Annotated in this window: 26 protein-coding genes and 1 tRNA gene; 18 read left to right on the forward strand and 9 right to left on the reverse strand. The window is 48.1% G+C overall.

Annotated elements, in window-relative coordinates:
• Positions 1-23 precede the first annotated feature (23 nt).
• The 3 genes from NSQ73_RS06695 (at position 24) to NSQ73_RS06705 (ending at position 1,070) form a co-directional block, all read left to right on the forward strand.
• On the forward strand, positions 24-383 hold the full coding sequence (locus NSQ73_RS06695; protein ID WP_171719977.1) for a MerR family transcriptional regulator: 360 nt from the start codon (positions 24-26) through the stop codon (positions 381-383).
• A gap of 101 nt (positions 384-484) precedes the next feature.
• Positions 485-754, forward strand: a complete 270-nt coding sequence (locus tag NSQ73_RS06700) for a hypothetical protein (protein WP_340985815.1) — start codon at positions 485-487, stop codon at positions 752-754.
• A gap of 112 nt (positions 755-866) precedes the next feature.
• The gene (locus tag NSQ73_RS06705) at positions 867-1,070 is read left to right on the forward strand and encodes a hypothetical protein (protein WP_340985816.1); all 204 of its coding nucleotides are present in this window, start codon (positions 867-869) and stop codon (positions 1,068-1,070) included.
• 497 nt (positions 1,071-1,567) lie between these two features.
• Here NSQ73_RS06705 and NSQ73_RS06710 read toward each other — a convergent pair whose 3' ends face one another.
• The 3 genes from NSQ73_RS06710 to NSQ73_RS06720 all read right to left on the reverse strand — a co-directional run bounded on the left by NSQ73_RS06710 (position 1,568) and on the right by NSQ73_RS06720 (position 2,682).
• A complete protein-coding gene (locus NSQ73_RS06710) occupies positions 1,568-1,732 on the reverse strand; it encodes a hypothetical protein (RefSeq protein ID WP_156118709.1) in 165 nt (54 codons plus the stop codon).
• 87 nt (positions 1,733-1,819) lie between these two features.
• On the reverse strand, positions 1,820-2,362 hold the full coding sequence (locus tag NSQ73_RS06715) for an ImmA/IrrE family metallo-endopeptidase (protein ID WP_340985818.1): 543 nt from the start codon (positions 2,360-2,362) through the stop codon (positions 1,820-1,822).
• Between the two features lie 143 nt (positions 2,363-2,505).
• Entirely contained in the window at positions 2,506-2,682 is a 177-nt protein-coding gene (locus NSQ73_RS06720; RefSeq protein ID WP_076243860.1) for a YjfB family protein, read from the reverse strand.
• A gap of 169 nt (positions 2,683-2,851) precedes the next feature.
• Between NSQ73_RS06720 and NSQ73_RS06725 the strand changes: the two genes are divergently transcribed.
• Positions 2,852-3,007: a hypothetical protein gene (locus NSQ73_RS06725; protein ID WP_155991357.1), complete on the forward strand. Its 156-nt coding sequence runs from the start codon at positions 2,852-2,854 to the stop codon at positions 3,005-3,007.
• Between the two features lie 48 nt (positions 3,008-3,055).
• On the opposite strand, the gene NSQ73_RS06730 is transcribed toward NSQ73_RS06725, so the two are convergent.
• A complete protein-coding gene (locus NSQ73_RS06730; protein WP_340985819.1) occupies positions 3,056-3,193 on the reverse strand; it encodes a hypothetical protein in 138 nt (45 codons plus the stop codon).
• A 239-nt stretch (positions 3,194-3,432) separates the two neighbouring features.
• A complete protein-coding gene (locus tag NSQ73_RS06735; protein ID WP_340985820.1) occupies positions 3,433-3,873 on the reverse strand; it encodes a NucA/NucB deoxyribonuclease domain-containing protein in 441 nt (146 codons plus the stop codon).
• A 227-nt stretch (positions 3,874-4,100) separates the two neighbouring features.
• Here NSQ73_RS06735 and NSQ73_RS06740 point away from each other — a divergent pair, with 227 nt between their 5' ends.
• Positions 4,101-5,576 (forward strand): glycosyl hydrolase, encoded by a 1,476-nt coding sequence (locus NSQ73_RS06740; RefSeq protein ID WP_340985821.1) that lies wholly within the window; start codon positions 4,101-4,103, stop codon positions 5,574-5,576.
• A gap of 15 nt (positions 5,577-5,591) precedes the next feature.
• On the opposite strand, the gene NSQ73_RS06745 is transcribed toward NSQ73_RS06740, so the two are convergent.
• On the reverse strand, positions 5,592-6,089 hold the full coding sequence (locus tag NSQ73_RS06745) for a zinc ribbon domain-containing protein (RefSeq protein WP_336101021.1): 498 nt from the start codon (positions 6,087-6,089) through the stop codon (positions 5,592-5,594).
• A 198-nt stretch (positions 6,090-6,287) separates the two neighbouring features.
• Between NSQ73_RS06745 and NSQ73_RS06750 the strand changes: the two genes are divergently transcribed.
• A complete protein-coding gene (locus NSQ73_RS06750) occupies positions 6,288-6,908 on the forward strand; it encodes a hypothetical protein (protein ID WP_144026073.1) in 621 nt (206 codons plus the stop codon).
• A 244-nt stretch (positions 6,909-7,152) separates the two neighbouring features.
• Complete coding sequence (locus NSQ73_RS06755; RefSeq protein WP_340943347.1) at positions 7,153-7,488, forward strand: YolD-like family protein; 336 nt, start codon at positions 7,153-7,155, stop codon at positions 7,486-7,488.
• 36 nt (positions 7,489-7,524) lie between these two features.
• Here the strand turns inward: NSQ73_RS06755 and NSQ73_RS06760 are convergent, their stop codons facing one another.
• Positions 7,525-7,686: a hypothetical protein gene (locus NSQ73_RS06760; RefSeq protein ID WP_340985822.1), complete on the reverse strand. Its 162-nt coding sequence runs from the start codon at positions 7,684-7,686 to the stop codon at positions 7,525-7,527.
• 262 nt (positions 7,687-7,948) lie between these two features.
• On the opposite strand from NSQ73_RS06760, the gene NSQ73_RS06765 reads away from it, so the two are divergent.
• The 4 genes from NSQ73_RS06765 (at position 7,949) to NSQ73_RS06780 (ending at position 9,678) form a co-directional block, all read left to right on the forward strand.
• Positions 7,949-8,635 carry a M15 family metallopeptidase gene (locus tag NSQ73_RS06765; RefSeq protein WP_340985824.1) on the forward strand — a complete coding sequence of 229 codons (687 nt, stop codon included), beginning with the start codon at positions 7,949-7,951 and terminating at the stop codon, positions 8,633-8,635.
• 76 nt (positions 8,636-8,711) lie between these two features.
• Positions 8,712-9,167 (forward strand): WGxxGxxG family protein, encoded by a 456-nt coding sequence (locus NSQ73_RS06770; RefSeq protein WP_340985825.1) that lies wholly within the window; start codon positions 8,712-8,714, stop codon positions 9,165-9,167.
• Positions 9,168-9,317: 150 nt separating this feature from the next.
• Positions 9,318-9,403: transfer RNA gene (locus NSQ73_RS06775), tRNA-Leu, on the forward strand.
• Positions 9,404-9,525: 122 nt separating this feature from the next.
• Positions 9,526-9,678, forward strand: a complete 153-nt coding sequence (locus NSQ73_RS06780; protein WP_235441378.1) for a helix-turn-helix domain-containing protein — start codon at positions 9,526-9,528, stop codon at positions 9,676-9,678.
• 209 nt (positions 9,679-9,887) lie between these two features.
• Here NSQ73_RS06780 and NSQ73_RS06785 read toward each other — a convergent pair whose 3' ends face one another.
• Positions 9,888-11,036 (reverse strand): response regulator, encoded by a 1,149-nt coding sequence (locus NSQ73_RS06785; RefSeq protein WP_076243849.1) that lies wholly within the window; start codon positions 11,034-11,036, stop codon positions 9,888-9,890.
• A 1,208-nt stretch (positions 11,037-12,244) separates the two neighbouring features.
• Here NSQ73_RS06785 and NSQ73_RS06790 point away from each other — a divergent pair.
• Both NSQ73_RS06790 and NSQ73_RS06795 read left to right on the forward strand, forming a co-directional pair.
• The gene (locus NSQ73_RS06790; protein ID WP_340985826.1) at positions 12,245-14,587 is read left to right on the forward strand and encodes an S-layer homology domain-containing protein; all 2,343 of its coding nucleotides are present in this window, start codon (positions 12,245-12,247) and stop codon (positions 14,585-14,587) included.
• Positions 14,588-14,783: 196 nt separating this feature from the next.
• On the forward strand, positions 14,784-17,900 hold the full coding sequence (locus tag NSQ73_RS06795; protein ID WP_340985827.1) for an ATP-binding protein: 3,117 nt from the start codon (positions 14,784-14,786) through the stop codon (positions 17,898-17,900).
• A 575-nt stretch (positions 17,901-18,475) separates the two neighbouring features.
• On the opposite strand, the gene NSQ73_RS06800 is transcribed toward NSQ73_RS06795, so the two are convergent.
• Entirely contained in the window at positions 18,476-19,513 is a 1,038-nt protein-coding gene (locus tag NSQ73_RS06800; protein WP_340985829.1) for a LacI family DNA-binding transcriptional regulator, read from the reverse strand.
• Between the two features lie 436 nt (positions 19,514-19,949).
• Here NSQ73_RS06800 and NSQ73_RS06805 point away from each other — a divergent pair, with 436 nt between their 5' ends.
• The 5 genes from NSQ73_RS06805 (at position 19,950) to NSQ73_RS06825 (ending at position 26,011) form a co-directional block, all read left to right on the forward strand.
• Positions 19,950-20,939, forward strand: a complete 990-nt coding sequence (locus tag NSQ73_RS06805; RefSeq protein WP_445669659.1) for an ABC transporter permease — start codon at positions 19,950-19,952, stop codon at positions 20,937-20,939.
• A gap of 14 nt (positions 20,940-20,953) precedes the next feature.
• The gene (locus NSQ73_RS06810; RefSeq protein WP_340985831.1) at positions 20,954-21,838 is read left to right on the forward strand and encodes a carbohydrate ABC transporter permease; all 885 of its coding nucleotides are present in this window, start codon (positions 20,954-20,956) and stop codon (positions 21,836-21,838) included.
• A 47-nt stretch (positions 21,839-21,885) separates the two neighbouring features.
• The gene (locus NSQ73_RS06815) at positions 21,886-23,475 is read left to right on the forward strand and encodes an ABC transporter substrate-binding protein (protein ID WP_340985833.1); all 1,590 of its coding nucleotides are present in this window, start codon (positions 21,886-21,888) and stop codon (positions 23,473-23,475) included.
• A gap of 111 nt (positions 23,476-23,586) precedes the next feature.
• Positions 23,587-25,137 (forward strand): glycoside hydrolase family 32 protein, encoded by a 1,551-nt coding sequence (locus tag NSQ73_RS06820; RefSeq protein WP_340985835.1) that lies wholly within the window; start codon positions 23,587-23,589, stop codon positions 25,135-25,137.
• Complete coding sequence (locus tag NSQ73_RS06825) at positions 25,118-26,011, forward strand: ROK family protein (protein WP_340985837.1); 894 nt, start codon at positions 25,118-25,120, stop codon at positions 26,009-26,011. The genes NSQ73_RS06820 and NSQ73_RS06825 overlap by 20 nt, the downstream gene beginning before the upstream one ends.
• Positions 26,012-26,291: the final 280 nt, after the last annotated feature.

Here is a 26,291-nt window from a genome sequence, read left to right on the forward strand (position 1 = left end):
TAAATATTTGGGAGTGAACCGGAATGTTTACGATAGGACAAGTCGCCAAAAAAGTTGGGGTGGGCATAGGGGCGATCCGCTTTTATGAACGAAAAGGACTTCTGGATGCAGTAGCCCGCAATGAGCAGAACAACCGACTGTATACCGAGCAGGAAATTACCTGGCTGATCTTCCTTAGATGTCTGCGTGAAACGGGAATGAGTGTGGAGGAGATCAAGAAGTATCATGATATGGTCAGAGCCGGTACGGCTACCTTACCGGAGCGGATTACGCTTATTCAGAATCAGAAGAAACAGCTCCTGGATGATATAGAAGCGAAGAAAACACAGCTCATTCATCTGGAGCATAAGCTGGAGCGGTATTATGCCGGGGAGAATTATTAATAGATATAATATTCTGGCGAGGTTTCTCTATGGATTCAAGATGTATATCATGGTCCCCATCTATCATTATATGGTAGTATTTAGTAAATGGAGGGGCTTAGATGAAATTAATGAAGAGATTGGGTTTGTGGTTACCGATTCTGTCTGTAGCGGTATGTATGATTAATCTGTCAGGACAAGATGATAAAAACCTGCTGCTTTTTTTGACAAGTCCTTTGCTGTTATGGCTTAATCCTCAGCTGACAGATCTGCATTATACCATGGACAATGAACTTCTGTTCCAGTTTATACTATACGGCATTCACTTCTTCTTCTGGCTGGGGTTTGGATTATTGTTCGATTGGCTATTAGCGCGCAGAAGAGCAAAGTAGAATTCTGAAGTTCCGAAGGCAGGCCTCAGGGAGATGTTGACTTCACAGATATAAGTTACAGAATCATGATGAAACAATTAAAAATATATAACAAGAGGGGAGGGGGAATAGAGTGGCAATGAGCGAAGCAGAGGATAACAAAACTGAACTAGAGAAGCGGGTTGCTGCGCTGGAGAAACGGATTGCAATGATGGAGAACTATAATCCGCCCCCGCAGTCCACCAAAAAGGTAGTCTGGATCATGCTTGCGGTAATACTCGGAATCTTCCTGGCAATGGCGGGTATCGGGATTATCCAGTTTGTCAGCAGCGGCTAGTCGTTATTCTTGTCATTAATCAGCAGAGAAGTGCAGACCAGCGCTACAATAAGCATGATGCCCATTGCGATCATTTGAAAGATATTATTATAGGGATCTGAGAACGTTATGTATTCGAATACGACCTTGGATAGTAAATAGTAAAGAATACGCAATAGGCTTAGAAAGACTAGAGCGGCTACGATCCATTTCTTGATTGTGCTGATAGTGATAGAATCACTCCGTCCGCGGGGATATTAAATTGCAGTTACTCCCATTATTGTACAATATGGTAGTACAAGAGAAAACTGAAAATTGCAGTCCCCTGACCCTTTGCCCATAATCAGAACCTGCTCAGCCTGATTTAAGTTTGGTTTAAGCAACGGTGAGTATAGTGTATACATACCCCCTGATAGAAACCTTAGACCCTGCCGGATATTGGCGGGGTCACTTTTTTATAGGGTGAAAGGTTATGGACTGAGCTAGCTCTCTATATGCTGATTATTCTTCACGGAGGTTTAATCGTACTCCTTGGGTTCCTGCAGTAAGATGGAGAAGGTCTGCGTTTCGTGGTCCACTTCAATGGTCTCAATGCCGACAAAATCCGGAATTTCGGGATGAACTGCATCTACGCTGTAATCCGGATGGGTCAGCAGTAATTGAATGACTTTTATGGCTTCCATGTCGCTCCCCTTTACGGTTGAAATGTCACCATGCATAGAGGTACATCTGTTGTTCTTAGGTCTATGCCGGTATTATCCCCGCAGCGCTTAGCGAATATGTCTATGGATTAATTTTCTGTCTTCGTTTCTTTCCATTACGGCCATCAATTGCCCCTGGAAAATCCTCCGCTGGATCTGGTCAATCCGCTGCAGAGCCAGCTCAACAGGCACCTGAAAGGTACTGGAAAGCTCAGCCACGGCATCCTCGCGGAGCTCCGGCAGTATCCGTGCAGAAATCATGGAATAGGGCATGGCGGCATAGAGAATAAACCGCTCTGATTCATCCTCCTGCGCCTGCGTGAACTGTTCAGGCATAAGAGTATGCTTGCCGGCATGGCGGAGCAGATGACACAGCTCATGGAGGAACTCCAGCCGCTGCAGTTCGGGAGGGAGCCTGTTGTCGATAAACATGCTGTACATTCCTGCGCTGGCCTCAATGCTCTTGCTTCGGACATCCAGATAATGAATCCAGATATTCAGCCGTTCGGCTATGTATTCAATGGATATGTCGGACGGCTGGCGGACACCGATGCGCTGATATAAATCCTCTGTCCATTTCTCCAACGCAGTCATCTGATAATAGGATTGCATAATCAATCACCTCAATATAAGATCGTATGTTCGTATTAAAGGTCAAAAGAAAAGCCCTGAAGGGCTAAGCAATCAGCACACTCAATAGTCAGCAGCTGAATGGATATGGAACGGGTGTTCCTATGTATGTAAGCATAAAGCAATCAGGCGCGAATATCAAGTGTTTTTCCCAAGGTGGGGTGTGCGCCCTGACTCAGCATCTGGACCATATTCTGGGCATCCGTCTGTGCCTGATCTTTGGCAATACTCATGACCTGTAATCCCGCAGCCTGCAATAAAGACGACTGGTTCATGACAACCGATAGTGCAGCAATATCCATTTGTGTTCCTCCTCCAAGATTTTTTGAAGCAGCGCATCCACCTTTTATATCGACCGATTAGGGCTTGGCCGTTAGGTGAATGGCATTTCTTTGCCAATTGGCCCATGCCACCGGTTAGATTTCCACATATTCTGTGCTGTATTCAATATTCAAGAGGAGGAATTAAATTATGGGAGCAGAGTATGGTTGCGGTTGTGGAAATAACGTCGGTGGAGTTAATCAGGGTCCTCCGATTGTTCCGGTTGTAAGCCCTTGGACTTCGACTGGTGCGATTCTGGTTCTGTTCATTCTGCTGGTTATTATCACTAAAGCCTGTTTGTTCTAGAACGCTATTAAGCAAGTGCTGCCCTGTCTGGCCTGAGGCCGGATGGGGCTATTTCTTTTTTTTGCGTGCCGCCGGACCGATCTGGCGTTTGATTCTGCTTGTATGCTCATCCGTTTCAATGATATACAACTCCTTGACTGTACCTGCAAGTGCAAACCATTCCTGTAAGGCTTCAGCCTCGGACATAGGGCCGTACAGCCTTTTCCCCCGATAACAGATATAGAACACTCCCTGCTCTCCGTCTATGGAATAATATCCCACCCTATTTTACGCTTTATTTGGGTGAAATTGCATAAAGAACTGTCGTTCGCATAACAGGCATGCAAATGTCCTTATATGACGGAGAGGAGAGCGGCTAATATGCGATCTGTTTCTTATCAGCAATCATTTGCGGTAGCGGTAGCCGGAGCATTCAGGCATTCTGCCTATTTGAACATGAACTCTACGCGGGTACCGTCTGCGAAGTCCTCCAGCTGATTGCCGACCCAGCTTCCAGCTCCGCGGTTATCGCTGGGAGTTATGTATTCAATATCAGCGCCGGCTCCACCTTCCGCACACATCGCCATCGGCCATTCGTCGCGGTCATAACCTTTTTTGGTGGGTACGCCCTTCAGGGATTCCTTACGGTTCTCTTCGGCTTCATTCCGGTCAATCGTGCAGATGGGGGACTCCCCGTTCTCAATCGCTTCCTGAATATGTCTGGCGGTCTCCGGATAACGGTCAGACGGGAATTCCAGCCGGACAACCTCTGACTGGCCAGAAGACGGCGTCTGGGACGGAAGCTGACCGTTCTCCTCGAAGTAGTAAGCAGCCAGGCTGAGCAGAACAACAATAATGAGACTGGTGATGAATTTTTTGGCTTTCATATCTGCTCCTTAAAAGTTTTGTTAGCATAGCTTCCAATGATAAGCTCCGGCAAAACTCGCTTCGGAAGCATACGCTTAAGTTTGGTGGGCGCAGGAAGCCTACGCTCACAATAGTATAGCGTATGACTGCGGAATTGGAACAGACGTAATTCTTGTCTATCCGCCGTTCTGATGTTACATAATTCGCCATAAAATGTACAAACAGATGGAAAAGGATGGTGGAAGAAGTGGAACAGCGTGTACTCAGAGATCTGCTGGATTCCGCGTCAAGGCTGGTAGGCGATGCACAGTGGCAGGCTGCCTTCCGCAGTGTGCTGATGAGTCCTGCAGATGCAGAGCTGGCGCTACCGGCGCGTAAATTGCTGAACACCTTATACTGGCTGCAGGGACAAGGCGTGATCAGCGGACAGCATGATTATCTGGAGAGCCCGGATGAATTCAGCGTGAAGCTGAAGAATACCGGCGGGAGCTATGCGGGACTGCACGGCTATGAAATGGGACCCATCAGTAACCAGACGGAGCAGCAAATCAGCAGCCAGCGGCAGGGCGTCACGGACAGTGCGGTCCGCTGGCATCAGGCCGGGGGAATCGTGACGATGAGCTATCATGCCAATCTGCCGGGAACCGCTCCGGCCTGGGCGAATGTCTCGATGAGCCTCAGCGAAGCAGATTTCAACAAATATATTACTCCGGGAACCGTCCAATACACAGCAATGATTGCAGAGCTGGACAAAGTAGCCGTGTATCTCAAAAAGCTGAAGGATGCCGGTGTACCTGTGCTCTGGAGACCTTACCATGAGATGAACGGCGGTTGGTTCTGGTGGGGGCAGAAGTCTTCCTTCAGCACCCTCTGGGAGATTATGTTCGAGCGGTATACCGTATATCACAAGCTGCATAATCTGCTGTGGGTGTGGAGTCCGAATGCGAAAAACCAGTGGTGTGACGAACCTGCGAAATATTACCCGGGCAGCGGAAGAGTAGATGTGCTGGCCCTGGATATCTATGACGCGGACTTCAAGGGGAGCCATCATGACAGCCTCTGGGATCTGGGACGCGGCAAGCTGATCGCCATTGGCGAGAATGGGGAGCTTCCTCCGGCAGCCCTGCTGGCTGGTTCCCAGAACAAATGGAGCTACCAGATGACCTGGGGCAAGCTGCTGTATGAGAAGAACAGTGATGCGGTGATCAAAGCTTTTATGAAGGATAATTTCGTGTTCACGAGAGACGAATATGCAGCAAAGGCGGCAGCAATGGATCCATCACCGGGCGGCATTCCTAAGCCGGGCTTGTATGGCCAGTACTACAATAACATTACGCTCAGCGGTACGCCCGCCCTCACCCGGACAGATGCCAACATCAACTTCATCTGGAGACAGGCAGCCCCTGATCCGGCTATTGGTGCAGATTTGTTCTCGGTAAGATGGAGCGGCAGGCTAAGTGCGGTGTACAGTGAGACTTACACCATATATACTTCTTCGGATGATGGCATCCGGGTGTGGATCGACGGCAAGCTGATTATTGACAGCTGGATGAAGCAGAGCGGGCAGGAACGGCAAGGCAGTGTGAAGCTGATTGCGGGTAAGCTGCATGAGCTGAAGGTGGAGTATTACGAGAACCAGGGGGATGCGCGGGCCGTGCTGATGTGGGAGAGCCCCAGCCAGGTCAAAGGCGTAATTCCGGCAGGGGCTTTGTATCTTCCTTAACAGTAAGGTCTTAGGTCAGATTTGTTCGCGGTAGCTGATGTTGTTGGCGACTTTTTCGTTGCGGACGGCTTGTCGCAGCACGTCTTTTACGGTCTGAACCTTGCGGATTTTGCGGAAAGGAAGCTGCGGCGACGAGGCGTCATCCGAGAGGATAGTAAGCGTTCCAATGCCTAGAATACGATCAGGAATCGACTGCGTGACGGAAAAATCATTGACCCGCAGCAGCTCGATTTCTTCGACATCCTTGCCGATCAGTCCGCTCTTCACCATAATCCGCTGGGTTGTAATCGTGTATCTGGTGGTATTGAGTCCAATAAGCCCCTTGAGCCGGTCGGATATGCCCGCAGGCTTACCCTGCCACAGCTCGGTTTCTGTGCTTGTTCCGGAGACCCGGCCTGCCGCCGGACGGCGTGCTGCTGCCGGAGCGTTATTATCCTCTGTACCTGCTCCGCATTCTCCGCAGAATTTGGCACCTTGCTTATATTCCGCACCACAGGCTGTGCAATAAGGCATAACATATCTTCCTCTCGTATAACGGATAATTTGATTATAGTATAACAAGAATTCCCAGTCACTACCGGGTTCTTCTTGTGTTTCTTTCTGTGAATACGCTTTATCTCAGGAAAATGTTTCATCCCGGCCGATTTTACATTAATTTCATTTGCACTTAACAAAATTCGATATTATTCTGTTAAGTGGAGGGATATAAATATGAGACGATTTTTATTTGCAGGATTACTTATGATGGTTGTAGTCCTAAGTGCCTGCAGCAATGACAGCGCAGAACCTGCTTCGCAGGAAGTAGTGCAGGATACAGTTCAGAGCTTCTACAATGAAATGTCAAAATTCGATGAAATGGGTAAATCTTCGCTGGAAAATTTCAACACCACCTTAACTTCTTATTCAACAGGAGAGGCAACCGAGAAGGAGCTGCAGAAGGCCGTGGACGAGTTCCAGGATACAGCCTCCGATATTGCCGATCAGGTGAGTGATGTGAAGATTTCCAAGAGCCTGCCGGACACGATCCAGACGCTGCTCAGAGATTCAATTATTGCTTTTAAAAGTGCCTATTCCATTAAAGAGCAGGCCTCCAAAAGCGCGGTTTCTCCCGATGTAACTGCCGAGGAATTCAATGCAATGAACCAGCAGGCGGATGTAGCGATGCTGTACGGCATCTCCAAGCTGAATGAAGCCAGAGCGGCCGCCGGGCTGATTGACCCGGAAGAGAGCACAGAAGGTCTAATTGTGGACCCGTCAGAAGCGGACGCGGCTGCGAAGACGGATACGGGAGCTGCAACGACAGAGAGCACGGCAGGAAACACGGCCAATTAAAAAGTATTCATCCCCGTTTAGTGCCTGAGTAATTACCAGAATGAATTCAAGCTAGCCCCACTGCTGTGGGGTTATTTTGTTGTGCCGGCGGAGCCCGGTATGGTTCCTTCCAGGTCTTGGTGCTTACATATATTTCTGCTTGCTTAAAAAGCCGGATCACGGATATAATACAAACATACGTTCGGTAGATGAGCGGACGACGTATTGCGGTATTGTATACAGACCATAGATTGGGGGAGCGGCAATGGGCAAAAAGCTGGAGGGCAATAACCTGTGGGACAGCAACCGGACAGTACTGCCGGAGCAGATGCGCGTAATCAGTAGAGGTGAACGGGAGACGTGGCAGAGCGTCAGGCCGGTTCCGGATGAGCACAAGCTGGAGGAGATTGAGCATACGCTGGCTTTGTCGCTGCGGAGTCATGTACGGGTAACGGTAGTGTTGTTTGACCCTCTTGAGCACAAGCTGCTTAGCGGATTTGTAACCTCCATTCACACCCACTCGCGCGAAATCAAGCTGCAGTGGGCGGAGGAATGGAAGTGGCTGAACGTGGATGATATTGTGGACGCCTATATCGTCTGAGGGTGCAGGCGAAGCTGGCCGGAGCGGACGGAGCGGTTAATTTCTCCGGGCGGCTTCTGTCTTTTCATAAGCAATCAGCGTGACTCCGGGATTCCCGGTCATACGGGCGATGGCCGACTCGGCCTCGCGGATCACCTCAACAACATCCTCCTGATCGCTAAGTGCGGCTACCTTATAGCTGTCACTGTGAATATCCATGGTTGTCCACCTTTCCATGCGGGGTTAAGGATTAACGGTACTCCATGTTAGTGTGGCCTGTGGGGCAGCAATTCATCCTTGTTGGCTCCTGTTTACGCTAAGCTGGATCAAGCCTCATTCAAGCCTCATTAAAACCCTCAGGAATGCCTGGGGGCTTATTTCGTATGCTTCTGGGAGCCTGGCAAACTTGGGCGGATGCAGGGGTGAAAGTGTACATGCAACATTGTACAAGCGGGCATTTACTATACCAGGGGGTGAGTATATGCTGACTTTGGATCAAGTGAAGAGTAAATCGGCAGGGTGGCTGGGCAATCTGCATCCGGTGCTGCTGGCGGGTGCTACAGAGCTCATCCGGCGGAGTTATGCCAGAGGGATTCCGATCCTCATTACCCAGGGAATGCGTACCATTGCCGAGCAGAATGCGCTATACGCGCAGGGAAGAACGAAGAAAGGCGCTATTGTAACCAATGCCAAGGGCGGGAACAGCTATCACAATTACGGGCTGGCAATTGATTTCGCACTGCTGCTGCCGGATGGCAAAAGCGTATCCTGGGATATGAAACGTGACGGAGACGGGGATAAGGTAGCGGACTGGCAGGAGGTTGCACAGGAGGCGAAGAAGCTTGGTTTCGAGTGGGGCGGGGACTGGAGTTCCTTCAAGGACTACTCTCATCTGCAGATGACCTTCGGACTAACCACTGCTGAGCTTCGGGCGGGTAAGCACCCCACCGTTCAGCAGGTGAAGGACGCATTAAGCCGGATTAACGGAGGTGACCCAGAGGTGAATACCGAGGTTAAAGTAAATATCACATTGAACGGACAGAAGCTCACGACCGGCGTGCTGGACAGCGTCACCACATATGCTCCGGTACGTGCCATTGCCGAAGCGCTTGGAGCCAAAGTGACCTATGATGCGCTCAGCAAGACCGTGAACATCATAAAGGAATAATCTGCGTTGCATAGATGATGTGCCGTGTGGGGAAATTATTAGCGATAAACCACAACCACAGAGGAGGCATACCATCTTGAACAAGCTGATTACAAGCCTTGCATGCGGCACAGTATTATCCATGAGTCTGCTCGGAGCCGGTTACACATCTGCTGCGGCTGGCACGACAGGAATGGGCGGAACAGCACCCGTTACCCACAGCACAACATCGGATACCCGAATGGGCACTATGGGCAACATGGGGGACATGGATGGCCGGAGCACACAAATGATGAACGGCCGGGGCAATACCATGATGAATCAGACGACAGGCACCATGCACAAGAACGAGACGATCATGAGGGATAAAATCCGTACCGGAGACAACAGCCCCGTCTCCCCGCTGAACAACACTACACCAACCGGCATCTACCGGGCACAGAGCACCACAGGCGATAACGATAACGGCTCTAACTGGGGCTGGCTCGGCCTGCTCGGACTTCTGGGGCTGGTCGGTATGCGCAGCAGAAGCGGCGAGCGCGAACGCCACTAGACGGGGTTAGTAACTGCAAAGGGCCCGCATCAGTTTCGGCTGATCGGGCTGTTTGTCTGTATACAGGAAAATTTAATGGCAATTATTTATTGCGTATCCCCATAATACGTGATATTATATTTCTTGTCGCGTTAACCACGCACACAACATGCCGGGGTGGCGGAACAGGCAGACGCACAGGACTTAAAATCCTGCGGTACGTGAGTACCGTACGGGTTCGACCCCCGTCCTCGGCATCCATAGTAACAATGAAAGGGCACATTCAGTTGAATGAGCCCTTTTTTTGTACCCCGGTTAGAAAAAGGATATTGTAAATAAAAGATCGAATTAACCATGTGATGAAATTTGTACATAATAGCTGGAGGGCGAATTAATGGAGAAATCAGGACTAAGCCGAAATTCCATCAATAAGCTGTACAGAGGAACCCAATTAGAGACAATTAAGCTGGAGACGTTATTTAAGCTTTGTGATACTTTTCAATGTAAATTGTCCTGTAATGAATTAATTTGAGGTTTAAATGAAAAAGCACCTTCTATATACTGGGTAACGTTTCGCCAAAGAACAATTCCAGCACGGTATTCCATTGGTCATTGTCAATCCGCATCCCCCTCCCCAAGGTGACATCAACAACAATTTACCTTAGGAGGGGATTTTGTTGCAGCCGCAGTCTTTAACGGATTGGATGAAGCCCGCAATTGATGGGCGGTTTAATGGTTGCCTCAATTCCTGTATGCGGTGGGTAATTTCTTTCTCGCTTGTCCGAACCAGTCTACCAGCTTATCGGTCAAGCCGATCCGCAGTTCGTTTGAAAACAGATGATCCAGCTTATGGTAGTGCCTCTCCGCTTCTTGGTGCCTTCCGCTTGCCGTATACAGCTTTATCAGCGCAAGTCCATCTTCTTCGTTATACGGTTCGACCTCCTGAATCCGCTCATACATCGCCAGCGCTTCCTCCTGCATTATGGCTTTCTCATAGAATCGGGCTAATGAACGGGCATTCTGATACCATAGCTTCCGTAGTCTTTCACGTTCGTCCTCCACCCACCCATAACCAATTTCCGGTAAATAGTCCCCTTCATAAAGCGAAATCAACCGCCGCAGCTCGGAATGACTATCGGTCAAATTTACGCCGCTCAACTGCCGCAGGCCGTTTTCCCATTCATCCACGTCAATCCGAATGCGGCTTGTGTCGAGTATGTAGCCTTCTTGAATCGTAGTATTTTGAATGGGAGCATCGATGCCCATTTGCTTCAAGCACTTTCTAATGTGATAAATCGATGTGTACAATTGATTCGCCGCCTGCTTCACATCAAGCTCCGGCCACAGCAGTTCCAAAAGTGTCTCCTTGAGGACGATATTGCCGCGTTGGTGCAGCAGGTAAGCAAACAGAGCCTGCGTTTTTGCCGTGCGCCATTTCGGTATTTCCGGAGACCCGCCGCTGCTCTGAAAACGGAGAGACCGAAAACACAGAATGCGGGAAGGCGCTGTTGAGCGCACATCTTCCTTATGCATTCTTTTTTGCATCAGCCGCTGTATCGTTTGATCCAAACGTGCTTGATGCAACGGTTTAAGCAAATAATCGACCGCATTCAGCGTAAAAGCTTGGACAGCATACTCGCTATATGCCGTTATAAATACAATATCAGCTTCCGGACAAGCCTCGTGAGCCAGCTCTACCGCTTTGATTCCCGATATTTCCGGCAAGTGAATATCGAAAAATACGACATCCGGCTGAAGTTCCGGCATTCGCATAATAGCCTCGCGCGCATTCCCGAACGAGCCGACTACCGAAATACCGGGATATCCCGATAGCATCCGCCGAATCTGGTTTAACACCAGCGCTTCGTCATCCACCAGCATGATCTTCATGTATTTCACACTCCATAACATGTATGCATTGTTTTTTTGGCAAGATTCGACCTGTTGCACCAATATTATCGGAATTTTGACAATGGATGATTAGAACTGTCCGAGCAGCCGTTGAGCGAAAACAGCATGCAAAGCAGTTGTAGAGATTCTGTAAAGATCCTTTTGTTATGATCACACCTGTCGAAAGAAAGTAGATTATATCAAGATATAGGATCAAGGGGCTTGAAGCCTCTTTGGGCAGGGGGGAGTATAAGCGGAATAGAAAAAAGAACGGTTGTTGTACTCCAGCGTGTGCAGAAGCGCCCGAGTTAGAAGGGATAGACAAACTTTGTCAAGAAGAAAGGAGAACCCTGCTTAACTGAAAGAAATCTGCAATTATAGATTTTCTATAGGCTTTCGTTAGCAGGTATACACAAAATATGAAATTAAAAAATCGAAGAATGTTATCGGTTCTAATTACAATTGCTATGGTATTGACGATGATGCCTTTTCATCCATTAGAAGTAAAAGCCGCTGCAACATCTACAATTGATCTTGGTACTCCTGTTAGTGTAACCGAAACCACCTATCAGCTGTCCAATGCTACTTTTGGAAGCACAGGTGCCCTGAATGGAGCAGGCGGATACTTTACTGTGGCAGTAAATAATGGCTCTATTACTGTCGGAGCTATTCCAAGTGGTATCACCGAGTTGATTAATGGCATAAAAATCAGCGGCATTGTGACTGACAAATCTACATCTGTAAATAGAGTGTTCAATTTTTCAAATGGGAATACGTATGAAGATATTCGGACTGTTATTCAAAACTTGACATTTACAAAAGCTGTGGGGCAAACCCAGAGCGTAACAGTAAATGTAGCGCCAGGGGCACCATTGACCGATGGGAAGACATCTGTGCGTACCTATAATGGCCGCCATTTTGTATATGTGCAGAGACAGGCTGCTACCCTGACTTTTAAAGATGCTGTGACGATTGCAACAAATAATAACGGACATCTTGTAGAACCAAACGCAAATAATCCTCAAGATGTTTTTGCGATTGCTAGTATGTTTAAAGAATTTAAAACTCTCTTTGGAGGGAATTGGAACTTTCTAACCTTTATAGGCGCTACTAAAACTACAGCACCTAATTGGAACACTTCTAGTTATAGCGCTACAAGATATGTATCTAACAGCCAGTCAACAGGTCTTGATACATCGAAAGAGTTTGTGGCTAATGGAGCGTATGACCATCTTACACTTCTGCTAGACACGACCAGTAATAAAATAGGTTACTTAGCTGTAAATAATACACACGGCAGCAGCAGCGGATATTTTGATCCGGGAGTTATTGTCGAATATAATTCCGGTGTCATTAGCAACAATATCACTGCCACAAAAAATATTGGGATTTCGGAGCTGGGAGGCAGCGTGGGAATCAGCGGTGTCGCCAAAGTTGGTGAAACGTTGACTGCGGACTTATCGGGAATCACTTATTCGCCTGACACGTCAGCCAATGTGCCGACTTACCAATGGTACCGGAACGGAGTCGCTATCACGAATGCGACGGGTTCAAGCTACACGTTAACCGCTGAAGACTTCGGCGCAGGGATCACCGTGATGGTAACCGCTGACGATACGCATGCGACTGGAAGCGTGACGAGCGCGGCAACGGGGGCGGTAGCGGCAGCGGACGGCGACGAGGCTCCGGCAGCACCGGTAGAAGTTAGCAAAACAGTAACGAGCATTACAATGCAAGCCGTCACTGGTCAGGAATACAGCATCGACGGCGGAGTGACGTGGCAAGATAGTTCGACGTTCACCGGGCTCATGCCAGGAACGGACTATACAATTGTAACCCGTGTGAAAGCGACAGCGACGCAGTTGGCGTCTGCTATCAGCACAGGAACAGTGATTCGTACAGTAGCTAACAACGCGGGCTTGGAAGATTTGAAGCTGTCTAGCAGCACGTTGAGCCCGGCATTTGCGGCAGACACCACAAACTATACGACAAGTGTGCCGAACAGCGTGAGCGACACGACAGTGACGGCAACGGTATATGATGCTGTTTATTCTACGGTGACAGCGAGCGTGTACAATAGCGAAGGCATATTGGTACAAGGTCCGATTAACTTGACAAGTGGCGTCGCTTCCGATTCATTGCCGCTCAGCGTTGGCATCAACACGATCAAGGTGGTCGTAGCGGCGCAGGACGGCACCACGCAGACGTATATCATAACGGTGACGCGCGCCCCTAGTGGTGGCTCCGGCACGAACGGAGGTCCTGCACCTTCAGCTACGCCTGCACCTTCAGCTACGCCTGCTCCGGCACCGGGCGTGAAAACAACCGTAAACAATGAGGACAGTGGCTTCGCAACTGGCACAACGGCAAACAACGTAACGACCGTTGTGATTGATCAAGATAAACTATCAGCTATTCTCTCTACAGGCAACGGACAGCAATTGAATGTGCTTGTGCCTGGCGACGGTGAGGTCAAGGTTGCAGGTTTGACCGCAGCAACCCTGAAGCAGTTGTCCGATACCGGCTCCACGCTGAATATCGAGAACCAGCTTGCTATTTATCCGATTCCAAGTAAACAAATGGATCTGGGTTCAATCATTAAACAATGGAACGGTGCGCCGCTTGGCGAAATTGCAGTCGATATTGATATCAAGAAATCGTCTGACGCATTGAAAGCCGCAGCGAAAGCTCAGGCAACCAAAGGCGGCTACGATCTGCTCGTTGATCCGGTCGATCTGTCGCTTAATTTCACTTACCAAGGTCAAACCGTCAAGCCAGATCAACTGACGGGCTACGCGCCCCGCTATATCGCATTGCCTGAAGGCATTGATCCGAACAAAATTACGACTGGCGTCATTGTTAATCCGGACGGTACCGTGTTCCATGTGCCGACAGTCGTAACGAAAATCAACAACCGTTACTTTGCAATGATCAACGACCTGCGCAGCCAGGGCAGCTACTCGGTCATCTGGAATCCGCAAAATTTCGATGACGTGAAGAGCCACTGGGCACAAGCGAGCATCAACAATATTGCAGCCAGACTGCAGCTTGAAGGTACAGGCAACAATACCTTCTCCCCGAATCGCAGTATTGACCGTTCGGAATTTGCCACGATTGTGGCAAGTGGACTGGGCTTAATGCGCCAAGGTGTAGTGGGTACGCCGTATAATGACATAACACCGTTGATTTGGTACCACGATGCCGTAACAATTGCCAGCCAGTTCGGCATTATCAAAGGCTTTGCAGACGGTGGGTTCCACGGCAGCGAACAGATTACAAGAGAGCAAGGCATCGCTATGATCGCCCGCTCCCTGCATATCGTTCAGCCGCAAGAGGCGCTGAGCGCACTACAAATCAATCAGATTCTGGCTCCTTACAGCGATATGGACCAAATCTCCGGGTATGCCCGGGAGTCCGCAGCCCAACTGATTAAGGCTGGTATCCTGCAAGGGACCGGCGGACAGCAGTTGAACCCGAAGGCGGCCATGACGCGGGCGGAAACAACGGCTATGGTTGAAAGATTGCTGAAAGCTACGAAGTTGATCGACTAGTATTAAGGATTAAGAGGGGGCTGACAGCCTCCTCTTTTTTTGTGTCTCACAACTCAGGCTAATGTGCCAATCCCCCGATTTATGAAACAAGGGATTCCCGCTGTTCTTGTCGAATTATGAAAGCTGCCGGATGTGTGCTTAGCATGTTCAAGCATTTGGCAGAACTGAACGGCGAAACGTTGGGAGTGAGCCCTGTATGATTTGGATAAAAAACAAAACCGCCCTGAAGTATGCTGTGATGTTCATCCTGTTTCTCTCGATACTTCTCGGTGTCCGGTGGATTTGGTCCGGGTTTTTTCTTACGCCTGAACATCCTCGTGCGGTTCAAGGCGTGCTCGATCTGCGCGGCTGGGACTTCGCGAGCTCCCGTTCCATTACACTGAATGGCGAGTGGGATTTTTATCCGGAAGCATTCGTCACGCATGAAAACAAGGATTGGATATCTCTGGACAAGCGTAATATCATGGTTCCGGGAGATTGGCGAAGTGCTTTACCGGCAGGCTCAAAGTCGTCGTTCGGTTACGGTACGTACCGGCTGCGCATTCTGATTGACCCTTTGCCGCAACAGTCCTTCAAATTCTGGATTCAGGAAATTCAAGCCTCTTCCGTTGTTGAATTCAATGGTCAGATAGCAGGAGTCGGCCAACCGGCTGAGCAAGCGAATACATATAAGCCCCGCCGGATTTCTTATACCCCGCTTTATAAGGCAAACGGGGTGAATGAGATCGAGCTGCTTGTACGCGTGGCCAATTTTGATAATCCGTTTAATGGCGGCATTGTCAGAGCCATCCGATTCGGGGCGGATACGGCCATCAATACTGAACGATGGATCTCCATTGGCTTTCAGATTGTGACCTTCGTGTTACTGATGTTTCTTGGCTTGTACGCCGTGATGCTATACCTGTTCAGTTGGCAAAAAGGGTTGCTTGCCTTTTTCATGCTGCTTTTGACCGCCGGGCTTACAATTGTGTCTGATAACGACAGCCTGCTGCTGGTAGGTATGCCTTTCATCAACTATGCATGGGCACTGAAAATTAAGATGCTCTCGTACACGTTGGTCCCCTTTTTTTTCCTGCTGATTACCAGAATATTTGTCAAGCTCCGTACAAACACGGTTTTGTTCCGTACGTACGCCATTGTTCTGGCTTTGTATTCAGGATTTGTGTTGGTCATGCCGCCTCCGCTCATTTACTATTTAATCGAATTTAAATTATTCAGGCTGCTTTATTGGTTTCCAATGGCCTGGGTTATCTATCTGATTGGCAAACTTATAGCCAGAAATCAGCCAGGTGCCCCCTTCCTGCTGCTTGCCACCATGAGTATATTATCCAGCTCCGCATGGGGACTAATTAATGCTCACTTGGAAGTAATAAACATTTATTTCCCGTTTGACGTGCTGGTGGCCATCATCAGTTTTTCCGCTTACTGGTTTAAGCAGTACTTCCGTAATTCCCAAGAAAACGCCAAACTAAATGAGCAGTTAAGAGTGGCAGACAAGCAGAAGGACGATTTTCTGGCGAACACATCCCATGAATTGCGAAATCCCCTGCACGGAATGCTGCATATGGCGCAAACCGTCCTTGACAGCGAAAAACATTCGTTGAGCGGTGAGAGTGTCCAAAATTTGGAGCTGGTGATAACAGTCGGCCGGCGCATGTCGTTTATGTTAAATGACCTGCTTGATTTGACTCGTCTCAAGGAGGGGAACATCCGCCTGCATGTGCAGACCGTTCAGGTGCAGGCGGTCGCTTCCGGCGTATTCGACATGCTTCGCTTCATGACTGTTAGTAAACCGATTCGGCTGGTTAATGAGATTCCGAACGAGTTTCCTCCTGTGATGGCAGACGAAAAGCGGCTCATTCAAATTTTGTTTAATCTCGTTCACAATGCAATCAAATTTACCAACGAGGGAACTGTCGCCATCCGGGTGGTCGCACAAGACGGGAAGGCGTACATTAGCGTTGCGGATACGGGTGTCGGCATGGACGAGGAAATGCTGCAAAGAATCTTCAACCCTTACGAGCAAGGTGACTCTGGCATTACGGCGTCGCCCGGGGGTGGCATCGGACTGGGCCTCGGCATTTGCAAGCAGTTAGTAGAGCTGCACGGCGAAACGTTGGAAGTGACATCTGCCTCTGCCCAAGGTTCGGTATTCACCTTTGCTTTGGCGCTGTCCGATTCGCCCGTTCAACGGGAAGCGGATTTTGCAGCCGGCCTGCCGCCTGTCTATGCGGAAACCGCCGCCGCTGCCGACATGAACATCCGTTACGGTATGGATGACGATTCTGCCGTTGTGGAGAGATCGGTGCGTCCTTCGGTATTGGCTGTGGACGATGATCCGCTCAACTTGAAAATACTGGAGAACATTCTGGCTGGGGAATCTTTCGACATCATTTCGGTTACGAGCGGAAATGATGCCTTGTCTCATCTGAGCACGAGAGTATGGGATCTTGTTATTACTGACGTCATGATGCCTCACATGTCAGGGTACGAGTTAACGAGAGCGATTCGAGAGCGCTATTCGAGCTCGGAACTGCCCATTCTGCTTCTGACCGCTCGCAACAAGCCTGAGGATATCGCCGCCGGTTTTTTGGCAGGGGCTAACGATTACATTGTGAAGCCTGCGGATGCAATGGAGTTAAAGGTTCGGGTACGGGCATTAACGGATTTGAACCGTTCCGTGCGCGAACGCCTGCGTATGGAAGCGGCATGGCTGCAGGCGCAAATACAACCGCACTTTTTATTCAACGCCCTCAATGCAATAGCTGCGCTTAGCGACGTCAATCTGAACAGGATGCGCCTGCTGCTCGACGAGTTCGGCAATTATCTACGGGCCAGTTTCAACTTTCAAAATTCCGAGCTGCTTGTTCCGCTTGGACAGGAGCTTGCACTCGTACGTTCTTACTTATATATCGAGAATGAACGTTTCGAAGGCAGGCTGAATACGGTTTGGGAAGTCGAAGCGAACATGGAACTAAGGCTTCCCCCACTTTCCATTCAACCGCTTGTTGAAAACGCAGTGCGGCACGGCATCATGAGTCGTTCGTCGGGCGGAATGATTCATATTCACATCACTGAATATGAGGATCGTACAGAAGTAACCGTTGCCGATAACGGCGTGGGAATGGATACAAAAACGCTGCAACAACTATTCGACAAACGTTCGAACCAAAGGCAGGGAGTGGGTTTATTCAATATTAATCAACGGTTGAAACAATTATATGGGAAGGGGTTACACATTCAGAGTGATCCGGGTCAAGGGACGATAGTCGCCTTTGCCGTGCCGAATCATGCGGTGAACCGCCTGAATTAGCGGCTCACCGATGCGCATCGGCAAAAAAAGCAGCTTTGGTAAATAACAATGAAATTCAGCTGGAGTAGATACAAGCTTCAATGCTTAGTTCCTATAAAAAAGGGGCTGTCCCAAAAGCCATGAAATGGCTGCTTGGGACAGCTCTTTATTTTGGAGGCGTGCCCAGAGGCTCGCATTATCTAGTTAGTGCAAGTCCAACCAAGAGAGGGTCCAAGCCATTCTTGTAGCTAGGATGCTTGCGCATGGCGAAATCTTTATTCCTTTATATTCAAAAGGCTCATGGGATAATACAAGTAAAGCCATTAGTCCATGCTCACCTTTGTCACCATCCGAATCATCAGGATCTTCATAGGCAATTTCTCGACACTCTACTGATAAATCAGTATGCACTGTGATATCTATAAATCCCAAGATAAAGAGGACGGCTTATTCTGTGAATTCAGAATAAGCCGTCCTCTTTTTGATACATGTACTTGTTTTTACCACGAAAAGCTGGTTTTTCAGTGGATGATCAGCCATCAGCGCAGGGGTTCCGATGTCAGCATCAGCTGAGTTGTCTCACATCACCATACTGTCTACTCCACATGACCCGTCGATTGACGGAAAACCGGCATCGTCTTAACATGCGTAACCAGTGGAGGTCTGCCGGGATTTTCGATTTTGGAAAGAAGCATCTCGGCCGCAAGAAAGCCCATTTCGGATCGGTGGATATGAACGGTGGTCAAGTGGGGTTCGACGATTCGCGACTCCGGGGAATTATCGAATCCGCAGACCCTGACCTCACCAGGAATTTGAATATTCAGGTCCTTTAAGATACGAATGGCATTAATCGCGATGTAGTCATTGGCGCATACGAACGCGGGTGGAAGATTAGTCATGCTTGCTAGTCGCTGCTTAAGCCACTTATAGTCAGCGATATGCCGGTCGTCTTCGAGAATGCAGAAGGATTCATCAAGATCAATCCGGGCGGTATACATGGCCTTGGTGAACCCGTCCCAACGCTCGTTGAAGCTCATGCAATGGCGGGAATCGCCGATAAACCCGATCTCCGTAATTCCTTCATCAATGAGCTTCTTCGTTAGACTGAAAGTACTGTGAATGTTCTCCATCAGCAGTATATCTGCCTTCATCTCAGAAAACGTCAGTTCTGCTGAAGCGTCAATGAATAATGTCGGGATCCCGAATGATGTAATAAACTCCGAGTAGCTCTTGTCGAACAATTCGATACAGACAATGCCATCTACTTTACTTTTGTCGAAATTGACAGGAAGAGCCGACGAATCGAGTTCATTCTCCCGAACGATATGTATCGACAAATTGAAGCCTTCGGAGCTGATTTTTTGTTCGAGGCCGCTTAGCAATGATGTGCCAAAATGTGAATTGTTCGGCATATTTGCAGTAAGCAGGGCGATATTGCCGGTTTTTTTGGCAGGAGTGCCTTCTTGTTCGAACAAGGCGAACTGCTTGTAATTCATATCAATAGCTTTCCTAACCACTTTGTTGCGTGTCTCATCCGGTATAGAGGGATTATTATTTAATGCTTTGGATACGGTATTCCTAGAAAGTCCAAGCGAATCGGCTATATCTTGAATGGTTACTTTTTCTTTGTTCAAAGATAATGGCTCCTTTAGCAGAAGTAATGCGTTCTCGACCAAAATAATCGTAGTATAAATTAATGTAATTGTCAACTTAATTGTTACAAATGAACAATTGGATAAAAAGTAAAAAGAAAGATTAATAAGGTTTACATTTTGTGCAATAGTAAACAAATGCACAAGTAAAATGTACGGTGTGCATTCACTTAGTTATGGATTTTTCATAATAAAAAACTAATATTTCGTTATTTAAAGCAGAAAAACCAATGAATTTTACGTTATTAAAATGAAATGGTGTTTTTATTGTGTGCATATGTTTACTTTTATAGTCATAAAAAGTCTTGACGAAGTAATCGTGATGTTGTAAATTAAATTTGCTAAGCCGTTGACAGTGACTTATGGAAGCACTTACTTTCGCGCGAAAAGTATCCAAAATCACAATTATGTTTTGCAAATGAGTATTGAGGGGGAGGAGACCTTGCAACAAACTTCTGGAATTACACAAAATAAAAGACCGGAAGCCCGGAATCGCATAGGACTTATGGAGAAACTCAGGTATATCAAGAACAACTATTGGCTTTACCTTTTTGTCCTTCCGGCAGTCGTATTGACTATTATTTTTAAATATCTCCCTATGTATGGTGTTCTGATCGCTTTTAAAGACTACAGCTTTCGCAAAGGTATTTTGGGGAGTGACTGGGTTGGGTTTCATCACTTCGAACGATTCTTTAATGCACCCAATTTTGAGCAATTGTTATCCAATACCCTTCAGTTGAACATTTACGGTCTTTTGCTGGGATTCCCGGTGCCGATTATTCTGGCATTAATGTTGAATCAGGTGCGCAAGGCCGCGATGAAAAAGAACATTCAATTGTTCCTATATGCGCCGAATTTCATTTCTGTTGTTGTTGTCGTGGGTATGCTCTTTGTCTTATTCTCTCCAACAGGCCCGGTCAATAAATTAGTTGTGGCCTTTGGCGGGATGCCGCTCTCGTTTATGTCAGAACCGGAATATTTCCGTCCGATGTATATCCTCTCCGGAATCTGGCAGGGGGCTGGATGGTCGTCCATTATATATGTGGCTGCATTGGCCAATGTTGATCCGGAGCTGCACAATGCGGCGACACTTGACGGTGCAAGCCTGCTTCAGCGTATACGGCATATCGATATACCCACCATCAGGCCGGTTATTGCGATTATGATCATTCTCGCGGCAGGTGGCATTATGGCCGGCGGCGGTGACAAAGCCATTCTGATGTGGAACGAAATGAACATGGAGAAATCGGATGTCATCAGTACTTATGTCTATCGGATCGGCTTCCAGCAGGCGAACTATTCGTTCTCCGCTGCCGTGGAATTGTTTAACACTGTCATTAACCTCATTATGCTGTTTACGGTGAATTTTATCGTGAAACGGGTTAACGATGGCGATGGAATTGTATAGGAAAGGAGATCATCATGGACAGTATTAAACCAACCAAGATGGACCGGATCGTGCTCGGTGTTATCTTCACCCTGCTAGTTCTCCTCGTTGTAGCGATTATTGGTCCGCTGATTTATATGGTCGTGGCTTCGTTCATGGAACCGACGGCACTTCTGAATAAGGGGTTATCCTTCGACTTCTCAGATTATAGCCTTGAGGGATATAGAATGATTTTATCGGATGACAAAATCATTGGTGGATTTCTGAACGCATTGCTGTATTCCTTCGTTTTCACAGTGATAACGGTTTCTGTCTGCGTCTTTGCAGGATATCCATTGTCGCTCGACGACTTCGTCGGAAGAAAAGTTATTATGACGCTTTTCATTATCACCATGTTCTTTGGCGGTGGTCTGATCCCGACTTATCTCGTGGTGAAGAGTCTAGGCATGCTTGATACCATCTGGGCGCTCGTGATCCCGGGTGCAGTGAGCGTCTGGAACATTATTCTGGCCCGGACGTTCTTCCGGGGCTTGCCAAAGGAAATGAACGAAGCGGCTAAGATTGACGGTGCTTCGGATTTCACAATCTTCTTTAGCATTATCATACCGCTTTCCAAGCCTATCGTGTTTGTCCTTGCGTTATATGCCTTCGTTGGTCACTGGAATGATTTCTTTCAATCCCTGATCTACTTGGAGAATCAAGATAAATATCCGCTGCAGCTCGTACTTCGGCGTATTCTGATTCTGAACAAGGTTGATCCGAATATTGTCTCTTCTATTAAGGAACAGGCTGAGTTAGCGCGATTGTCTGAATTGATGAAATATGCAGCGATCGTAGTCTCCAGTCTTCCGCTTCTTGTAATGTATCCTTTCTTCCAGAAATACTTCGAAAAAGGTGTCATGGTCGGTTCCCTCAAGTAGAGAGCCTACAGTTATTTAAATGAAGACATTAAAAGGGGAGAATTAGTATGAAACATATTAAGAAAACAGTATCCATTATTTCCCTGGCGGCTGCCATGGCAATTACGGGATGCAGCAGCGATAAAGGAAGCGACAAAGAAAAGGATAATTCCGGTGATCAATCCCTAACCTTCATGACGCCGAACTCACCGCTTGCTCCTCAAGACCCGAATGATAAGCTGATCTTCAAACGCCTGGAAGAAAAGACCGGCATTCATATTGACTGGAAAGTCTATTCGGAAGATGTTTACGTCGAGAAGCGGAATCTGGCTTTGGCCACAGGTGAGCTTCCGGATGCGCTTTTCAACGCCGGCCTGAGTGATTTCGATTTGTTGAAGTTGTCCGATGATGGCACAATCATTCCTGTCGAGGAATACATTACGCCTGAGAAAATGCCGAACCTCAGTAAGGTGCTGGAGCAAGCACCCCAATACAAAGGTATGATGACTTCACCGGACGGGCACATCCTCGCATTCCCTTGGATTGAGGAGCTTGGTGAAGGCAAGGAGAGCATTCACTCTGTCAACAATATTCCGTGGATTAACAAGGCATGGCTGGATAAGCTTGGCCTGCAAATGCCAAAGACGACGGAAGAACTGAAACAAGTGTTGATCGCGTTCAAAACGAAGGATCCGAATGGAAATGGCAAAGCCGACGAGATTCCGATTTCTTTTATTAATGATGACGGGGGCAACGAGGATTTAAGCTTCCTTCTCGGTTCCTTTGGATCTGGCTTTAACGGGGATCTAACGCTGGTCGACAATGACGGCAAGGTGAACAATGCTGTATTGGCGCCGGGCTATAAGGAAGGCATGAAGTACTTTCAGGAACTGTACGCAGCGGGTCTGATCGATCCGGAATTCATAACCCAAGACTGGAACAAATTTATAGCCAAAGCAAAAGATGATCGCTACGGTTTGTACTTCACTTGGGACAAGGCGAATGTGAGCGGCATGGACAGTCCGTTTGAACCGATGCCGGCACTGGAAGGGCCGAACGGCTGGAAGAATGTAGCCCGTGCGAACGGTATGGGATTTGACCGCGGCAGAATGGTGATCACAGCCGATAACAAGAACATCGAAGCGACGATTAAATGGATAGACGCAATGTATGATCCGTCCCAGTCTGTACAGAACAATTGGGGAACTTATGGCGACGAAACGCAGCAGAATATTTTTGAAATGGACGAAGCTACTAAAATGCTGAAGCACTTGCCGCTGAACGGTGCTTCACCGAACGAGCTGCGCGTCAAAACGAGCGCTGGCGGACCGTTAGCTATTCTCGATTCCTATTACGGTAAGGTAACGACGATGCCGGACGATGCGGCCTATCGCATTGATATTTTGAAGAAGATCTATGTGCCGGATATGAAAGCTGAGCATATGTATCCGAGAGTGTTTTTCTCCAAAGAGGAATCAGAGCGCCTGACCCAAACCGAAGCCGACCTGTGGCCATATATTCTGAAGAAGCGTACAGAATGGATGCAAGGCGCAAACGTGGACAAAGAGTGGGACGCATTCATCAAAGAGCTTGATCGTCTTGGCATGCAGGATTGGCTGAAAATCAAACAAACAGGTTACGACAGAGCGGGGAAATAGCCAGTTACATTATAATGCATACCGTCGGAGCATGAGTTCATACTGTAGTAGGCCATGCTCCGACTATTATTATTATTATCATTATTTTTATTCTGGAGGAGTGGGAGAAACATGAATTATACAGAGAAGTTCCGTCCGCAGTATCATTATTCGCCACAAAAGAACTGGATGAACGATCCGAACGGAATGGTATATTACGAGAATGAGTACCATCTATTTTATCAGCACACTCCGTTTGCAAGCCAACCTGATTTCGGTAGAATGCATTGGGGGCACGCGGTAAGCACCGATCTGGTCCATTGGGAGGAGCTTGAAGCATCCTTGCCGCCAGGTGAGGACGGTGCGATTTTCTCTGGAAGCGCGGTAGTCGATACACATAACACAAGTGGTTTTTTTGATGAGGACGGGTCAGGGCTTGTGGCGATCTATACGAATAACGACAACAAGGTGCAGTCAGGTAAGCCGCAGGTTCAAAGCATCGCCTACAGCAGAGACAAGGGACGGACTTGGACGAAATATGAAGGGAACCCGGTCTTGTTTCCGGAGACGACGCTTGATTTCCGCGATCCGAAGGTATTCTGGCATGAGGATACATCCAATTGGATTATGACTCTGGCTGTTCAAGACCGTGTGGAATTCTACACCTCTCCAAATTTGAAGGAATGGACATTTGCTAGTGCATTTGGCGCTGACGTCATCGGAACACATCGTGGCGTTTATGAATGTCCGGATCTATTCCCGATTCATGTCGATGGTGATCCCAATCAGAAGAAGTGGGTGCTCATTCTAAGTGTGGGCGATTGTAATGGAGTGAACCCGAATGAGCCTGAACCACCGGCAGGAGGCTCCGGTATGATGTACTTCGTCGGCAGCTTCAATGGTAAGACATTTACACCGGACGAGCCTATTCTTTCGATTCATGATGTGAAATGGATTGATTTCGGGTCTGATTTCTATGCAGCCGTCACCTGGAGCGATATACCGGAAGGAGACGGACGTAAACTCTGGATCGGTTGGATGAACAACTGGCGGTATGCCGGGACGCTTCCGACTGACAAGTGGCGGGGAAATGCATCCATTCCACGGGAGTTGAAGTTGAGAACCTATCGGGAAGGCCTTTGTCTGGTGCAAGAACCGGTAGAAGAATTGAGAAGGATAGGTTCACCGCTTATGGCTCTGGAGAATGTAACCTTGGTTCCGGATAAGAATCCGCTGGCTGACATCACTATTGATAAAGCGGAATTGATCGCGGAATTCGAAATTGGAACCGCAACGGAGTTCGGAATGAAGGTTAGAAAGTCTGCAGATGAAGAAACGGTGGTCGGGTACGATACCCTAAACATGGAGTTGTTTGTCGATCGCACGAATTCAGGCACTACGAATTTCCATCCGGACTTCGCAGCTAAGCACCAGGCACCGCTGCTGCCTGTTGACAACCGTGTACGCATGTCGATCTTCATGGATTGGTCATCGATTGAAGTGTTCGGTGGTGATGGTACAGCGGTCATTTCGGACATGATTTTCCCCGCTTCCGAAAGCAACGGACTTGAGCTCTACGCGGTTGGCGGAAACGTAAAGCTGGTGTCGCTCCAAATCAATGAGCTGGGAAGCATATGGAGAGATGAGGTCAAGGAGGTAGCTCATGCGTATCGGGGCAATTGAAGCAGGTGGAACAAAGTTTGTATGTGGTGTCGGGAATGAATTAGGGGAGATTGAGGATAGGGTTCATTTTCCGACCCGTAAACCCGAAGAGACGATGGAGAATGTCATCGCCTACTTCCGGGATAAGAGAGTCGATACCATAGGGATCGGATCGTTTGGTCCGATCGACCTCGAACACTCCAGTCCGACTTACGGTTATGTGACGACAACGCCAAAACCTGGCTGGTCCGGATATAATTTCGTGGGAACGCTAAAATCTGTCTTCGATGTTCCGGTCGGTTGGGATACGGACGTCAATGCTGCCGCGTTGGGCGAAGCCACATGGGGTGCGGCACAAGGATTGAATAGTTGTGTCTACTATACGATCGGGACTGGCGTAGGAGTCGGCGTTTATACCGAAGGTAACCTGGTACATGGACTTGTTCATCCAGAGGGTGGACATATCCTCACAAGGCGGCATCCGAACGATGATTTTGGTGGCAATTGTCCCTATCATGGCGATTGTCTGGAAGGAATGGCCGCAGGCCCGGCGCTGGAAGCAAGGTGGAAGGCTAAGGGCGATACACTGCCGGAAGACCACCCGGCATGGGAGATGGAGGCGTTCTACATCGCGCAGGCCATATCGAATGTCATCCTGACATTATCCCCTAAGAAAGTCATTCTCGGCGGGGGCGTGATGAAGCAAGTCCAGTTATTCCCGATGATCCGGGAGCAAGTAGGCCGCATTCTCAATGGATACGTGAGTGCCAAGCCTATTGTATCGGATATCGAACATTATATTGTTGCACCTATGCTCGGCGATAATGCCGGCTTGTGCGGGGCATTAGCACTTGGGATAAGAGCGTTAGGATCACACGCAACGGTACAAAAATAAGCGGGAGTTTAGAGTATTTAAAGGCTCAATCCCAAAGTCAGTACATTCGATCAAACCAAGCAATAATTAGAAATCCATTATCAAAGGTCATTTCATACAACGTGTGCACAGATAGTAGTGCGCACGTTGTTTCGATTAAAAATTCTTTGTTACGGAGTTAAGAATCAGATTGATGGACAATACATAACTTCTGTCAATGGAGAATACATTGCCAGCAAATATCAATTTGGAAAGGAGATAAGGCTGGAAGAGCAGCCTTTGTCTGCATTTTATCGGATCG

The organism is Paenibacillus sp. FSL R10-2736 (genome assembly GCF_038000245.1).
GTDB classification, from domain to species: Bacteria; Bacillota; Bacilli; order Paenibacillales; family Paenibacillaceae; genus Paenibacillus_AQ; species Paenibacillus_AQ phytohabitans.